This window comes from Arcicella rosea, from assembly GCF_040543805.1.
In the GTDB taxonomy this organism is placed as follows: Bacteria; Bacteroidota; Bacteroidia; order Cytophagales; family Spirosomataceae; genus Arcicella; species Arcicella rosea.
Genome location: NZ_JBEUMS010000008.1, coordinates 245885 through 262179 on the forward strand (window position 1 = coordinate 245885; position 16295 = coordinate 262179).

The window sequence follows — 16295 nt, forward strand, 5'->3', positions numbered from 1 at the left end:
TTATTTAAAAGTTCTGATAAGTGCGAAAAGAGTAGCAACACTTGTTAAGCCCATCGTAAGTGTTTGAATCGTTTGTAATGCTTGTTGTGAAGCACCTTGTCTGATATTCAAGCTTGGTACTACGATTTCAGAACCCGGTTGAACTTTTGGATAGATATTTATCAAACCTAAAAACTTTCTTGTTCTATCTACAGAGCCATTTGCGTAAATGATATAAGAACGTTTGCGTGATGATAATTCTGTAAAACCTCCAGCTTCAGAAATATAATGTTTGAAAGGCAAGCTTTCAACGTATCTCGTTGATGTTGGGTACAAAACTTCTCCTTGCATTCTTACTGTTTGTGGTTCTTTAGGGATTTTGATAATATCACCGTCTTGCAAGAGCATATCAGCTGAAGAATTTGGTTGTTCTAAGGCTTTCACTAAATCAATTCCAATTGATTCAGATGTTTCTTCTTTTACCGATTTTACTTTAACACTAGCTTCAGTTGTATTATCAGATAATTCACTCATTTGCTCGCTTTTTCTATCAGCTTCTTGTTTGCTTATTTTGAATTTACGAACCAATGTAGCGCCTTTTGGATAAGCTTGAGCATTTAATCCGCCTGCACGAGTAATAACTTCAGAAATACGTTCATTTTTTCTTTCTAAGCCATAAACACCAGGGAAAGTAACTTGTCCTTCAATTGAAATAAATTGTTGCTTTTCGTAGTTTGGAGACGAACGAACAAATACTTCATCAAATGGTTCTAAAATAAATTTTGAAGCACTTGGGTCAATTGATAAATTACTGTTGATGGCAAAATTAAAACGCTCGCCAATTGTAGATGTAATTTGCGAAGGGTCATCTTTTCCAATATTCTTCTTTCTTCTAATTACCTCAATTCTACCTGTAGCTGCAGATTCTTTTAAACCACCAGCTTTTTCAACTAAATCTTCCACCGTCATATTATGCAAAAATGGAAAAGTACCAATAGGTGATTCATTGTTAGGGTTTTCACCAGGGGTTTCTGAAACTGCTGTTGAGCCTTTTTCAATAGCACTTGTTAAAGGGGCATCTTCTTTTAAATTAATTTCACCTTGAATACGTACTGTGTATTTTTCCATCAATTCTACTACTGAATAAACGGTAACGATGTCTTCACGATGAAGGGCAATGTCAGGGCTTTTGCCTGAAAGAATGTCATTGTAATTAACAGAGATGTTTTCTTTCGTTAAATCATCACGAAGTCTGACGATAGAAATTCTTCCTAAAAAGGCATCTTCTCTAAAACTATCGGCTCTTTTAATCAACTTTGTTAGGGTTGGACTATCGTTAATTGAAAACTTACCCGGTCTGAAAACAGCACCTTCTAAGGTTACTGCATTTTCAATTCTATTCATCAATACTTTTTCAACAGTGATAACATCGCCTGCTTTTGGGTAAAATGATGATAACAAATCATTACTTAAATCAATCAATTTACTGTCTTTTTCAGTAATACGTTGAACTTTTAATACTGATTTGTAAGCCATTGGAGTAAAACCATTGGCATATTCGTTGATGATTTTCTCTAAACTTTCACTCGGTAACGTTTCGAAAACCGCAGGTTTTTTAACTTCACCGATGATTTCTACCCTTGATTTGTAAGAACCTACTTGGATAATATCTTGGTCATGTAAACCAACGTTTTGGCGTAAATTACCTGTTGTCAACAAATCATATAAATCGAGCTGAGCGATTAATTTGCGGTCTCTAATTACTCTGATTTCACGGAAAGTACCATTTTCATTTGGTCCGCCCGATAAGTATAGAGCATTCATTACTCTTGATAAAGAAGAAATAGAATATGTACCAGGTGCTACTACATCACCCAAAACAGAAACTCTAATGGTTTTAATACTACCCAAAGATATTGTCGCAGTTGTATTGGCTGGAGCTCCTCCATAAGGTCTTAAACCTACATAAATTTTAGAAAGTCTGTCTATAATTCTTTTTTTCGCTTCTTCGATAGAAATACCGCTTACGAACACATTCCCAACCTTAGCAATTTTTACATAACCTTCAGGAGTAATTGGAAGTGTATAATGTTCTTCTGAATAACCATTGATGTCAATAACCAATTCATCGCCTGCTCCTAAGATGTAATTTTTGGGTGTTGGAATGTTCAAAGAGCTTTCAAAAGTGATATTCGGATTATTAAACATGTTAATCCCAAAAATTTTCTTTTTATAAGCTGCACTAGCTGAATCTGCCGCACTTACAACACTACCGGTAGCCTTTGCTTTTAAAGAATCACTAGAAGATTTTGCATTTGCAGTAGCATTTACTTTTCTAGGGTCAACATTTGGAGATTTTGCTGAAGAAGTCGAAATTTTACTTCCTTGCATTGGAAGTGCTAAATTTTGTAGGTCTCCAAGTGTGAAGTTTTGTGAATTACCATCATTTGATAAAAAAGTGAGACACAGGAAAAGAGCAGAAACAATAAATTTACTTAAGTGTGAAGAAATAAATCGTGTGCCTACTTTGTTAGAGCAATCGTTTGCTTGCATGATTTTGAACATATAATTTGTTGCCTTTGGGTTTAAAAGGATTACTTTTCTACCAATTTAATCTTATTGACAATAGAAGTTAATTCTAAACAAAGTGCAAAGTAAAACAACTTTTAGTAATTTCTAACGACCTCCTCTAACATTAATTATCTGTTCTAAGATTAAATTATGCTAATTTTATAAATTCTTAATGTTTTTGTAGCTTTGTTTCACTGATAAGTAGAATAGAGGAAACGTACAATTTTTGATAACTTTATCTCTTGGAAGTTTATTAGTAGTTTTAATTGTTTTTGATAAAAATTGTTTCACAACAAATTTTAGAAAGTATTAACCCTTGCTTTGAATATGTCAACAAACCCTACTTCTGTACAATACACCGAAGATAATATCCGCTCTCTTGACTGGAAAGAGCATATTCGCCTTCGTCCGGGTATGTATATCGGAAAATTAGGAGACGGTTCCTCTATTGATGATGGTATCTATGTCTTAGTAAAAGAAATCATGGACAACTCTATCGATGAGCACATGATGGGAAATGGAAAAACAATCGAAATTAAAATTAGTGATCATCGTGTAGAAGTACGTGATTATGGTCGTGGAATTCCTTTAGGAAAAGTAATCGACTGTGTTTCTAAAATTAATACGGGTGGTAAATACGATTCTGGTGCTTTTCAAAAATCTGTTGGTTTGAATGGAGTTGGTACTAAAGCTACGAATGCCCTTTCTTCTTATTTCAAAGTACAATCATTCCGTGAAGGAAAAACCAAATGGGCTGAATTTAAACAAGGTGAACTAATTGCTGAATCGCCAGATGGAACGGAATCAAATGCTAGAAATGGTACTTATGTAATATTCGAACCTGATAATACGATTTTTAAAAACTATCATTATATCCCTCAATACTTAGAAAATCTTATTTGGAATTATGCTTATTTGAATGCTGGTTTAACCATCAATTTCAATGGACAAAAATATTATTCCCAAAATGGTTTATTTGATTTATTGAGTAAGTATTCTGCTGAAGAAGAACGTCGCTATCCAATTATTCACTTAAAAGGTTCGGATATTGAAGTAGCCTTGACGCATGGAAATCAGTATGGAGAAGAATATTACTCTTTTGTAAACGGACAAAATACTACGCAAGGTGGAACGCACTTGCAGGCTTTTCGTGAGGCAATTGTTCGTGCTGTTCGTGAGTTTTATAAAAAAGATTATGCGCCTGAAGATATTCGTGCAAGTATTGTTGGTGCAATTGCCATTCGTGTGCAAGAACCTGTTTTTGAATCTCAAACAAAAACCAAATTAGGCTCAAATAATATGTCGCCTGATTCAAGCTCACAGTCGGTTAGAAGTTTTATTGGAGATTTTATCAAAACAAATCTTGATAATTTCTTACACAAAAATCCAACTACGGCAGATGCTATCAAGAAAAGAATTGAGCAATCTGAACGTGAACGTAAAGACATGGCTGGAATTAAAAAACTTGCCAACGAACGTGCCAAAAAAGCTAATTTACACAACAAAAAATTAAGAGATTGTAGAGTTCACTTGACTGATGAAAAAGCTGATAACCGTTATGAGTCTATGCTTTTTATCACAGAAGGGGATTCTGCTAGTGGTTCAATTACGAAATCTCGAAATGTACAAAGTCAAGCGGTATTTAGTTTAAGAGGTAAACCTTTAAATTGTTTCGGTCTGACAAAAAAGATTGTATATGAAAACGAAGAATTCAATTTACTTCAACATGCGCTGAATATTGAAGAAGGTTTAGAAGGATTGCGTTATCATAAAATTATTATCGCCACTGATGCCGATGTGGATGGAATGCACATTCGTTTGTTGATGATGACTTTCTTCTTACAGTTTTTCCCAGATTTAGTAAGAAATGGACATTTGTACATTTTAGAAACGCCTTTGTTTAGAGTAAGAAATAAAAAGGAAACTATTTATTGCTACACTGATGAAGAACGTTTGAATGCTATCGAAAAGCTAAGTCCAAAACCAGAAATTACTCGATTTAAAGGTTTGGGTGAAATTTCGCCTGAAGAATTTGGGAAATTCATCAATGATGATATTCGTTTAGAACCAGTAATTCTAACAAAAGATACTACGATACCTAAAATTTTGACTTACTTCATGGGGAAAAATACACCTGACCGTCAGAAATTTATTATAGAAAACCTGATTATTGAAAAAGATCCAGCCGAATTAGCGGCTTAAATTAAAATAGGTGAGTGAATTAATGATTGCGTGAATTGTGATTATCTGTTCATTAATTCACATAATCCTAACATTCTCAATCTAATATTGTCAAAAATGTCTCTCGAAGAATTAAGAAATCAAATTGACTCATTCGACGACCAAATGCTTGAAATTCTCAATAAGCGTATGGATGTTGTAAAACAAGTTGGTGAGTTAAAAAAACAAACTCAAACTGTTATTTATCGTCCTGAACGAGAAAAACAGATTGTTGATAGGCTAGCTGCTGCCAACAATGGGTTATTAAATAGAGCCGCTATCGAGGCGATTTATTTAGAAATTTTTGCAGTTTCTCGTAATTTAGAATTACCCGAAAGAATTGCTTACTTAGGTCCAGAAGGTAGTTTTACACACCAAGCCGCTGAAAGTAGATTTGGCGCAATGAGCGACTATTTGGCTTTGCCTAATATTCGTTCAGTTTTTGAAAGTGTTGATACGGGTCGTGCAAGATTTGGTGTTGTACCTATCGAAAACAATTTGGAAGGAATTGTAAAAGAAACGATTGATTTACTCAATGAAACAGATTTGAAAATTGTTTCAGAAGTAGTGATTTCTGTACACTTTACTTTTGCAACCAAAGCTGAAAAATTATCAGATATTAAAAGAATTTATTCAAAAGATATTGCATTTGGGCAATGCGAGCGATTCTTGAACGATTACTTTGGCGGTAAAGAAGACGATTTTTTTGTACAAGTAGATTCAACATCAAAAGCAGCGAAATTGGCTGGTTTGGAAACTGACTCAGCGGCAATTTGTTCGCATATCGCTGCAAAATTATTTGATGTGCCAATCCTATTTGATAATATTCAAGATTCAGCGCAAAACCGTACTCGGTTCTTTATCATTGGTAAAGATTTTATCAATCAAAAAAGTGGAAACGATAAAACGACAATCATTGCCAAATTACCAGAAGATGGTAAGCCCGGAACACTTGTTCGTTTCTTACAAGAATTTGAAAGTCAAGGAATTAACCTTTTGAAAATAGAAAGTCGCCCTATAAAAGAAGGCGAGCAATTTAATTTCTGGTTTTTGATGGAATTTGATGGCTATTTCTTAGATGAGAGTGTTCAGAAAATTATGGCGAAACATGCTTCAGAAATTAAATGGTTAGGAAGTTATGTTAAAACAGTTTAGGCTAGAATTTAAATAAATATTCAAAGCGGCGATTCATTAAATGAATTGTCGCTTTTTTGTTTTTACAGATTTTCATTTGAATTTTTATCAAAAAATATTCAAAAAACTACCGAATAATAAATATTAAGCGATTGAAATAAAGATACTTGTCAAAGTATTTTGTTTTTTTAGGATGAATGCTATTTTTGAAGTTAATAATTGAAAATTATACGCTTATCTTAATCAATAATTCTATGACACTCTTTAATAAAGTTTTCGCACTCCTGAAGAAAGTTGAACCTAAGACATCTTTAGAAAAACAGATTGTTGTTTCCAACAGTTTAACTACAAAATCCACAGAGAAACCAAAATCTTATGAATTTGATTATGTGGTTTTAGATGTTAAAACAGCAAACGTAGCATTGGATAGTATTTTTTCGATTGCGATTATTGCCATCAAAAACAATAAGATTGTTGAAAAAAAGCATTGGTATGTTCGTCCAAATCCTTTTAACATAAACCCAATTTATTATCAAAGTCCTTATTTTTCTAAGCAAATTTTAGAAGATGCCGACTCGTTTTCTGAAGTTTGGGAAGAACTAAACCCTTACATTTCCAATCAAAAAATAGTAGCGCATTTTATTGATTTTAACATTGGAGCACTTAAGTCAGCACTTAATAATGCTCATTTACCTATCCCTCCATTTGCTACTTACTGTACTTATCTCAATTCAAAAAAGACTTGGGTTTTCCCTGATTTTCAATTGCCAACACTTGCAAAACATTTGCGTTTAAAAGTAAAAAAAAGAAATGTTTTTAAAGATGTTTATTTGTGCGGAAATGTCTTTTTAAAATTAAAAAAGGCAAAAGATAAGGTAGTTTTTATCAGTCCAATCCATGTTCAGCAAAGTAAATGTATCAAATTAGGAGCAAGCCCTTTCTTAGGTAGAAACATAGCCGTAACTGGAGCTTTTCAATATTTTAAACATTATGAAATTAAAGAAAAAATAAGAGCTTTAGGAGGGATTTATGTTAAAAATGTAACTGCCAAAACCAATTATTTGATAGTAGGAGAGACTTCTACTAATGAAATTTGCCCCAAAAAAATTGATGCTATTACTTATGGTGTTAAAACGCTTAATGAAGAACAATTCACCAAGTTTTTGAATGAATAAAGAGGTTTTTTAAAATTTCGCCAATAACGTATAACTAATACGACGACTTTATTATATGAAAGATAAGCATATAATTTTGTGGTCTTGGGGCGTTATGTTATTTTTGAACTTTGGAAATAACAATTAATTCAAAATAAATGGCTTTATTACAAAACAAGGTAGTCTTGGTAACGGGTGCTTCAAGAGGCATCGGCCGTGCAATTGCCTTCAAAATGGCTCAAGAAGGGGCAAATGTTGCTTTTACTTATCTTTCATCTGTAGAAAAAGGACAGGCTTTAGAAGCAGAATTGTCTGCTTTAGGAATAAAAGCAATTGGTTATCGTTCGGATGCTTCTGATTATAAGCAAGCTGAAGAATTGATGAATTCAGTTGTTGCTGATTTTGGTGGAATCGATGTGTTGATTAACAATGCAGGTATCACTAAAGACGGTTTATTAATGAGAATGACAGAGGAACAATGGGATTCTGTTATCCAAGTAAACTTGAAATCTGTTTTCAACTTAACAAAAGCAGCTACAAAACCAATGATGAAAGCCAAAGCTGGTTCTATCATCAACCTTACTTCGGTGGTGGGTATTCGTGGAAATGCTGGACAAGCAAATTATGCGGCATCTAAAGCGGGTATTATTGGTTTTACAAAATCAGTTGCTTTAGAATTAGGCTCAAGAAATATTCGTTCAAATGCTATCGCTCCGGGTTTTATTGAAACTGAAATGACTGGCGAATTGAACGCTGCTGCTACAGAAGAATGGAAAAAATCAATTCCATTGAAGCGTGGCGGACAACCTGAAGAAGTAGCTGACGCTTGTGTTTTCTTGGCTTCTGATATGTCAAAATATATTTCAGGACAAGTATTGCAAGTAGATGGTGGAATGCTTACCTAGTTAGCTATTTAGTGAATGAGTGAGATTTAATTGTGAGTTAGTGAGTTGTGGATTAGTGAATTATTTTGGAAAAATAAAATGATTTTCGAGAACTTTCTTTTTTAAAATAGACTTTGAATTCACTAATTCACTAATTCACTAATTCACTAATTCACTAATTCACTAATTCACTAATTCACTAATTCACAATTCACTCAATCACTAAATAATTTTGATAAGAGACAACAAACAACGCACATGATGAAATTCGATTTTCTCTTTCAATCTTCTCCTTGGTTTATTCCACTTTGTTTTTTATTGGCAGGTTTGTATGCTTTTGTGTTGTATCAGAAAAACACAAACTGGACGAAAACTCAAAATTACTTAATGGCTACTTTCAGGTTTTTGGCTGTAAGTATTTTAAGTATGCTTTTGTTGAGCTTTCTTATCCGACAAGTAAGTCAGAAGATTCAAAAGAAAACGGTGGTTTTGGCAATTGATAATTCACAATCGATGAATGTTGTCGGAGCAGAGGTATTGGAAGATTTGAAAAAAAATCTGAATGATTTAAAGGAAAGCCTTCAAGAAAAAGATTATGAAGTAGCCTTTGCTACTTTCAATGAAGAAAATACTCAGAACCTAGAAAAACTTCAATTCAAACAAAAAACTTCAAACCTTTCAAATTTACTTTCGGGCATTAAAAATACTTTTGAAGACCAAAATCTAACCGATGTCGTCTTGATTTCAGATGGGATTGTCAACGAAGGAATAGCTCCCGCTTCTGAATCCTTTAAATTTCCTGTACATACTGTTGGTTTGGGCGATACCATTCCTAAAAAAGACATTGCTGTTAAAACTGTTTATGCCAATAAAATAGCTTATTTGGGTAATAAATTTCCTGTGCAAACGGATATTACTTCTTTCGGTTTTGAAGGAAAAACAGCTAACGTCTATCTAAAACAAGGAGCAAAAGTTTTAGAAAAACAAACAATTACTTTCAATCAAAAAGAAGATTTAAAAACGCTTACTTTCAATACTACTGCCACCCAAATTGGCGTACAGCATCTTACGGTTGAAGTTGATTTTTTATCAGGAGAGTTTTCAAACAGAAATAATCGTCAGGAAGTTTATATCGAAGTAATTGATGGAAAAGAGAAAATTTTATTGTTGGCATTAGCACCGCATCCAGATGTAAAGGCTTTGAAGAGTATCATCGAGAAAAATGAAAACTATGAGTTGGATGTAAAAATCCTGACAGAAAATGCGAATCCAGAAATTACAAAAGCTTACGATTTGATGATTTTACATCAATTGCCAGATGCTTACAATACTTTCTCTAACGTCTTTAAACCACTTTTAGACAAAGGAATTCCTACTTTTTTTGTGATGGGAAATCAGTCTGGAGTAAATAATTTGAATCAATTAAACCAAGTAATGCAAATCAATGCAGATTTTGGTGAAAGCGATAAAGTAACAGGAATTTTCAATAATAATTTTAAAGTACTGAATTTTGAAACGGAACAAATGAATATCATTACCAAGTTTCCACAAATTTCAGTGCCTTTTGGTGATTATACTTTATTGCCGAATTCAGAAGTATTGTTGTATCAAAGAGTAGGGGCTGTTCAAACACAGAAACCACTTTTGGCAATGAATATCGGTGCTAAAAAATCTGCCATTTTTACAGGAGAAGGACTTTGGGCTTGGCGTTTAGAGGAATATCAATTGAGTGAAAAACAAGTAGTGATTGATGATGTTATCTCTAAAGTATTGCAATATATTTCTGCCAAAGATGACAAACGAAAACTCAGAGTTTATCCTTTAAAAACACCTTTATCATTAGGCGAAAAAGTAGTTTTTGAAACAGAAATTTACAATGCCATTTACGAGAAACTGTATAATTTGCCGATTAAACTGACTATCAAAGACGAAAAAGGTTTTACTAGAAATTATACTTATTCTACTTCGGCAGATAATACAAAATTTGAAATCAGTGGCTTACCGGCTGGAGTTTATCGTTTTAATGCGAGTGCTACTGTTTTGGGAAAATCGGAACAATCAACAGGAGAATTTGTGATTCAAGATTTACAAATTGAAAACATTAATCTTACCGCAGATTTTGATGTACTCCGACAATTATCTAATAAAACAGGTGCTTTGTTTGTTCAAAAGAATGATTTTGAAAAACTGAAACAAAAGATTTTAAGTCATGAAGTACCTGATAAAATAGAAGCTACGGAAGACTTGAAAGAAATGATAAATCTTCGTTGGATATTTTTCTTAATTCTGACGCTTCTCACGGCAGAGTGGGTAATGCGAAAGTATTTAGGAGGATATTAAATGTATAATAAATTCAGTCAATGCCAGGCTGAATTTATTTTTTTTATGCAATCTTTGAAAACAATTCATCTCAAAAAACTATGAAAAAAAATACTCCTCAACGGCTAAAAATAGCTGTATTAATGTTACTGGTTTTATTTGTCTGCAAAACCAACTTACAAGCTCAAAATCCTGATTCTTATATTTTTGGCGACGCACTACCCGATGCTCCTGAATTATCAGCCAGAGGAGAATATAAAGTTGGAGTAAGGACGCTTGAATTTGTTCATAAAGGACAAGTAGATGTACTTAAATCTAAAGCAGGAGTAGATGCAATCTATGACAGACCTTTAAAAGTAGAAGTTTGGTATCCTGCTAATTTAGCCGATAATGAAAAAGAAGTCGTAGCTTATGACCAAGTATTTGGAGTATCAAACGATCCAAAACGACCTTTGATTCCCTTTCAGTTTTCAGGAAGAGCCGCTCGTGATGCTAAACCTAAAACAGGCATTGGTGCATTTCCTTTGATTGTGGTTTCACATGGTTATTTGGGTTCAAGATTATTAATGACGTATTTGACTGAGAATTTAGCGTCAAAAGGTTATGTAGTGGTGGCAATAGACCATACGGAATCTACTTATCGTGATGCTTCACCTTTTCAAAGTACTTTATTGAATCGTGGCAAGGATATTTTATTTACGCTCAATCAAATAGCTGAACTAGCTAAACCAAAGAATAAGAGTTTTCTGGAAGGTTTGGCAGATGTCAACAATACAGCTTTGATAGGCTATTCAATGGGTGGTTATGGCGTTTTGAATGCAGCAGGTGCTGGTTATAGTCAGCAAGCAGCTACTTTATTTACTACTATGACGGGTGGGAGTAAAGCCATTGAAGTACGTACAGCAGGGAATTCTGAATTTATCGCTTCGCAAGACGAACGTATCAAAGCAGTAGTAGCTTTTGCTCCTTGGGGAATGCAACGTGGTGTTTGGGATGCCGAAGGATTAAAAGGTTTGAAAGTGCCAACATTTTTTGTAGCAGGTAGTCAAGATGATATTTCTGGTTATGAAGATGGCATCAAAGCGATTTATAAAGGGACTGTCAATAGCGAACGTTATTTATTGACTTATATGAATGCTCGCCATAATGTAGCGCCGAATCCTCCTCCAGCGGAATCTTATAAACCAGAACGTGCAAGAGATTATGCTCATTATTCAGAACCAGCTTGGAACGAACGACATATTAATAATATCAATCAACATTTTGTAACAGCTTTTTTGGGTATTCAACTCAAACACCAAGATTTTGGTAAATACTTATTACTTCAACCTAATTCTAATGAAAAGAACTGGACAGGTTTTCCTCCACGCTCATCAGTTGGCTTAGAATTACTGCACGAAGTGCCAGCAAAATAGCTTAATTTTGTAGAAATATTTAAAATGAATAATCTCGTTTTTTTTGTATTTAAAGGCGGTCAAAATTATTTTTTTGACCGCCTTTTTATGATTGATGAGTAACGAATTCCTACTGTTTGAGCGATAGCGAGGCGGTTCGCCGCTGCGGTTACTTTTCTTTCATCAAGGAAAGAAAAGTAAGGACTAGAGAAATAACAAAAATCTCTGAAATCTTCTAATATCTACCTATTTTTGACGAAAAATATGGATAATACATGTTTTACAAATAGCTATTCAAATGGAATTTTTCACAATTATCAATATAGGCGGAACAATAGCTTTTGCTATTTCAGGTACTTTAGCAGGCATTCGAAAGCAATTAGATATTTTTGGTTTACTGGTTATTGCTTTTGTTACTTCCATTGGCGGAGGAACAATTCGAGATATGTTAATTGGTCATTTGCCAGTGCGATGGCTGTTAGATTCTTCGGTCATTTTGTTAATTACAGGTACTTTCATCCTAACAATCCTCTTAAAAAATCATATCGACAAAATAGATAAAACACTAACCCTTTTTGATTCGCTTGGTTTAGGTTTCTTTACTTTAAGAGGTATTCAAGAAGGATTAGCCATCCAATTAGACATGTCAGCTTGTATTATTTTAGGAACAATCACCGCTTGTTTTGGAGGATTAATTCGTGATATTTTATTAAATGAAATACCATATCTTCTAAGAAAAGAAGTTATTTATGCAACACCTTGTATCATCGGCGGTTTATGTTATTTCTTGATGAAACAAATTGCTCAGCCAAATGAATTGATAGATTTATTTACCATCCTTATCATCTTCGGAATTCGAATATTGGCTGTTAAAAAGAATATTTCTTTGCCGAGAGGAGGTTAAAGCGTTTTGAATGGTTAAGCCTAAAGATTATCAATTGTTCATTTTTTAATAATTCTGTCATTTCTTCAGAATTATTAAAGACTAAATCAAAATCCCGAAGGGATGTTAGGATTATAGATAAGAAAATTGAGGAAAACACTAACCCAGAAAGGGTGATATAATGATATGTATGTATCACCCCTTCGGGGTTTTAGGAACAATATCTTGCTTTTTCTATAATCCTGCCATCCCTTCGGGATTAAAATAAGAATCAATACTTTCCACGCAATTATATAATTGATTTATCAACATAAATTCAAAGGCGTAAATCAAAATCCCAAAGGGATGGTAGAATTATAGATAACAAAATTGAGGAAAATACTAACCCTGAAAGGGTGATATAATGATATGTATGTATCACCCCTCCGGGGTTTTAGGAACAATATCTTACTCTTTTTTCTATAATCCTGTCATCCCTTCGGGATTGGACAATTTGTAGAATAGGTATTTTTACGCTGTTATATAAAATGTTAAATAAATATTTTTGTAAAAAACGATATGAAACTATTCCCCAACGAAAAATTCATATTTATAAACCACAGTTGGAGTTTACATTAGGGAAAAGGAGTTTAGTGTCATTCCTTTTGATTTGTCTTTGATTAAAACAGATAAAAATAAGTTTTTAGTCAAATTAATAAATTGCTTAGTCATAATCTTGTATGTAATTTATTCATGTGGCATGATATGGGTATTTTCTTTACTTTTAATTGATTAAGTCATCCTAGAAATCTTCTTTATCTTTACAATACTTACTCATAAAAACTCAATCAGCTTTTTGTCAATACCATATTTCATTTTACAAAACATTACTACAAAACATCAATCACCTCCATTTTCTCAAAACCCTACCGAATAATAAAAATACGCTAGTGCTTGTCTTTCCAATTCAAAAAAAACACCAACTCTAATTAGTTGCCAATTGAACATAGATAACAGTGGTTTGTGCAAAGCCTGTAGTTACTTGATAAAATGCTGTAGTGACTTGTGCAAAGCTTGTAGTTAATAGATAAAATGCTGTAGTGATTTGTGCAAAGGTGGTAGTTAATAGATAAAATGCTGTAGTGATTTGTTCAAATGCTGTAGTTACTTGATAAAATGCTGTAGTGATTTGTACAAAGGCGGTAGTTACTTGATAAAATGCTGTAGTGATTTGTGTAAAGGCGATAGTTACTTGATAAAATGCTGTAGTAATTTGTTCAAAGGTGATAGTTACTTGATAAAATGCTGTAGTGATTTGTTCAAAGGTGGTAGTTACTTGATATAATGCTGTAGTGATTTGTGTAAAGGCGGTAGTTACTTAATAAAGTGCAGTAGTGATGAGGCTGAACCTAAAATATTAGCCTCCTAAAAGCGATTTAGTGGTGCTGTATTTAGGTTCAGCCTCATTTTGTGTAATAAGCGAAACGGGAGGGAATATTAGTATTGTAAAGGTGGCCCAACCACTTATATCGTGTTCTGCAAATATTTTTGCTCCCTGTTCGGGGCTGGGTGGAGCAGTTAAATTTCCGAGTGCTCTGAAAAAATCTTCCATTTTGCCCGATGGCTGAAAAAGAAAGAACATTTTACCCGTCTCTGAAAGCTGTGCAAAAGTATGGGGAATGGTTCTAGGTAAAAATATGGTATCGCCTGCTTTTAAAGTATGCTTATCTTCCCCAACTTGAAAGAGGTATTCTCCTGCTACAATAAAAAATATTTCGTCTTGATTGGGATGTACATGAAGCGGAGGACCTCCTTTTTCGTTTCCGATATACTCAAAAACCGTTAGGTCGTTGTTCGTATCTTTTTGAGATACCTTGATGTTGTTTGGACTTTTGCCACCTATCAATGTTTTTTCACCAAATCTACTTTCGTTTGCCTTTATGACAAAACCTTTTTTGGGACGTTCTACTTTTTTGGCAAGTACATCGTTCTTCATCAAGATAGTGGGAATTGCCACTGCGCTTGTTAATAAAAATTGCTTTCTTTTCATGTTTATATTGTTTAATTAACAATGCAAATCTCTGATGAAGAGCCAAGAGCTTGGTGGTAAAAAAACGACATTTTAGTAGGTGTCGGATTCTCCAAATTTTCTTTCGGGAGAGCCACTATCCAACAAGTGAAAACCAGTAGGTGTTTGGTTGGTAAACTCTTTATAGTCTTTCACCAAGTGTTGATAATCGTAGTAACCACAACGCATGGCAATAGAAAGCCAATCTAAATGAGGTTCTTTATTCTTAATTCTGAAGGCATTTTCGAAGCGAGCAATTTTATTGAAATAGCGTGGAGAAATGCCCATACGTTCGATGAATTTTCTTTCATATTGGCGTAAACTTAAACATGATTCATTGGCAAGCCATTCTATATTCAAGCCTTTTTCTGATTTCAAGATTAGATTACTCACATGGTCTAGTCGATGAAAGTCTTTCACACCGCTATTTACTTGTTTCCATAAAAATGATTCAACTACTTGAACCATTTGCGTGAAATTAAGAGCGTCGTTCAATTTGTCATTTACCTCTCTGAGGGCATTTCCAAAAATAGTTTCGGCATCAATATAACAATTGTTGAGTTCTTGTGCGGGAATCCCCGTCAAACGAAACAAACCTCCTGGACTAAACACTACTTGAAAAACTAAAAAATCTTTTCCGACAAATCTATTGGTTACTTCACTTTGTTGCCCAATCAAAACCGTTTTTAGGTTATTGATTTTCGTTCCTTTGTTAGCAAATTCAACGGTTTCGGTATCACGAGGATAAAAACTTAGACAATGTTCAGGTTTAGGCGGATAAGGTTTGTAAGGAATGTTTGTAATATCTTCAAAAACAAAATGAACAACTCTATACACCCGAACAAATTCGGTTAAACTTGGGCTTGGAGCAAACTGGTAAAGAGCCATAGCGTTTAATCGTTAATGTCATTGTTGAGATTTATTAGGAAAAATACAATCTATATTTCTTGTTTAATAAGGGTACATTACTGATTGATAGCTGTAAGCCAAGTGCTATTTCAACATTTTATTATTCGTCAATTCAATACTCTTTATTGCACCTATTGGAGCGATTTTGATGGCTTTGTTGCCTTTTGCAAGATAAAAATAATAGACACTGTTTGAGCTTATCAGGTAAATCTGCTCTGAATCGCCACTGCTGTAATTAAGCTTTTGGTTATACATTATTTTGTTGTTCATTATTTTCTTTGATAAGCCAATCCCTTCACCAATTCCTATTCCAAGAAAGAATGCCAATAAGCTAATTGTGAGATATTTAATGAATAAATTGGTAAGATTTTCACTAAGCTCTTCATTACTTAACTCATTTTTACTTTTTAAACCAGATATTTTCTGAATCCATTTTCTATGGCTTTGTTTAGATAAGTATGTTGGAAAAGCATAAGCAAAAACAATCACCAAAATTACGGCTATCAATATGATTGGATGTGCGGTAAGCGTAGCAATCGGACTAATCAAAATATCCATGATGGTAGAGTATTTCAAAATATTTATCCCGATTTGGTAATAGAAAACACTCTCTTTCAAGATGCCCATTACCACAAGAAATAGATAACCAAATGGAAGTATTTTTTGTAAACCTTCTGAAAATTTCATTTAATAAATAGGGTTTGGAGTTTATTTAGGTTTTTATTGGTTGTAAAATACAAAAGCTCATTGCCATTGTTTGTGTCTTCACAAATAATTCATCGAATTATTTCGTAGTGATAC

11 protein-coding genes are annotated in these 16295 nt (G+C 33.6%); 7 read left to right on the forward strand and 4 right to left on the reverse strand.

Annotated elements, in window-relative coordinates; genetic code table 11:
- Entirely contained in the window at nt 1-2532 is a 2532-nt protein-coding gene (locus ABID42_RS12795; protein WP_367283980.1) for a polysaccharide biosynthesis/export family protein, read from the reverse strand.
- A 345-nt stretch (nt 2533-2877) separates the two neighbouring features.
- Here ABID42_RS12795 and ABID42_RS12800 point away from each other — a divergent pair, with 345 nt between their 5' ends.
- The 7 genes from ABID42_RS12800 (at nt 2878) to ABID42_RS12830 (ending at nt 12559) form a co-directional block, all read left to right on the forward strand.
- On the forward strand, nt 2878-4752 hold the full coding sequence (locus ABID42_RS12800) for a DNA topoisomerase IV subunit B (RefSeq protein WP_323260778.1): 1875 nt from the start codon (nt 2878-2880) through the stop codon (nt 4750-4752).
- 96 nt (nt 4753-4848) lie between these two features.
- A complete protein-coding gene (pheA, locus tag ABID42_RS12805) occupies nt 4849-5925 on the forward strand; it encodes a chorismate mutase (protein WP_367283981.1) in 1077 nt (358 codons plus the stop codon).
- Between the two features lie 233 nt (nt 5926-6158).
- The gene (locus tag ABID42_RS12810; RefSeq protein WP_367283982.1) at nt 6159-7079 is read left to right on the forward strand and encodes an exonuclease domain-containing protein; all 921 of its coding nucleotides are present in this window, start codon (nt 6159-6161) and stop codon (nt 7077-7079) included.
- Nucleotides 7080-7216: 137 nt separating this feature from the next.
- Nucleotides 7217-7963, forward strand: coding sequence for a 3-oxoacyl-[acyl-carrier-protein] reductase (gene fabG, locus ABID42_RS12815; RefSeq protein ID WP_367283983.1), 747 nt, complete (start codon nt 7217-7219; stop codon nt 7961-7963).
- 237 nt (nt 7964-8200) lie between these two features.
- Nucleotides 8201-10282, forward strand: coding sequence for a VWA domain-containing protein (locus ABID42_RS12820; protein WP_367283984.1), 2082 nt, complete (start codon nt 8201-8203; stop codon nt 10280-10282).
- Between the two features lie 80 nt (nt 10283-10362).
- A complete protein-coding gene (locus tag ABID42_RS12825; protein WP_435521476.1) occupies nt 10363-11676 on the forward strand; it encodes an alpha/beta hydrolase family protein in 1314 nt (437 codons plus the stop codon).
- Between the two features lie 277 nt (nt 11677-11953).
- Nucleotides 11954-12559 carry a trimeric intracellular cation channel family protein gene (locus tag ABID42_RS12830; RefSeq protein WP_367283985.1) on the forward strand — a complete coding sequence of 202 codons (606 nt, stop codon included), beginning with the start codon at nt 11954-11956 and terminating at the stop codon, nt 12557-12559.
- A gap of 1375 nt (nt 12560-13934) precedes the next feature.
- Here ABID42_RS12830 and ABID42_RS12835 read toward each other — a convergent pair.
- From ABID42_RS12835 to ABID42_RS12845, 3 genes are all read right to left on the reverse strand, one after another.
- Nucleotides 13935-14567: a cupin domain-containing protein gene (locus tag ABID42_RS12835; RefSeq protein WP_367283986.1), complete on the reverse strand. Its 633-nt coding sequence runs from the start codon at nt 14565-14567 to the stop codon at nt 13935-13937.
- A 72-nt stretch (nt 14568-14639) separates the two neighbouring features.
- Nucleotides 14640-15473: a helix-turn-helix domain-containing protein gene (locus tag ABID42_RS12840; RefSeq protein ID WP_367283987.1), complete on the reverse strand. Its 834-nt coding sequence runs from the start codon at nt 15471-15473 to the stop codon at nt 14640-14642.
- A gap of 105 nt (nt 15474-15578) precedes the next feature.
- Nucleotides 15579-16181, reverse strand: coding sequence for a hypothetical protein (locus ABID42_RS12845; protein ID WP_367283988.1), 603 nt, complete (start codon nt 16179-16181; stop codon nt 15579-15581).
- Nucleotides 16182-16295: the final 114 nt, after the last annotated feature.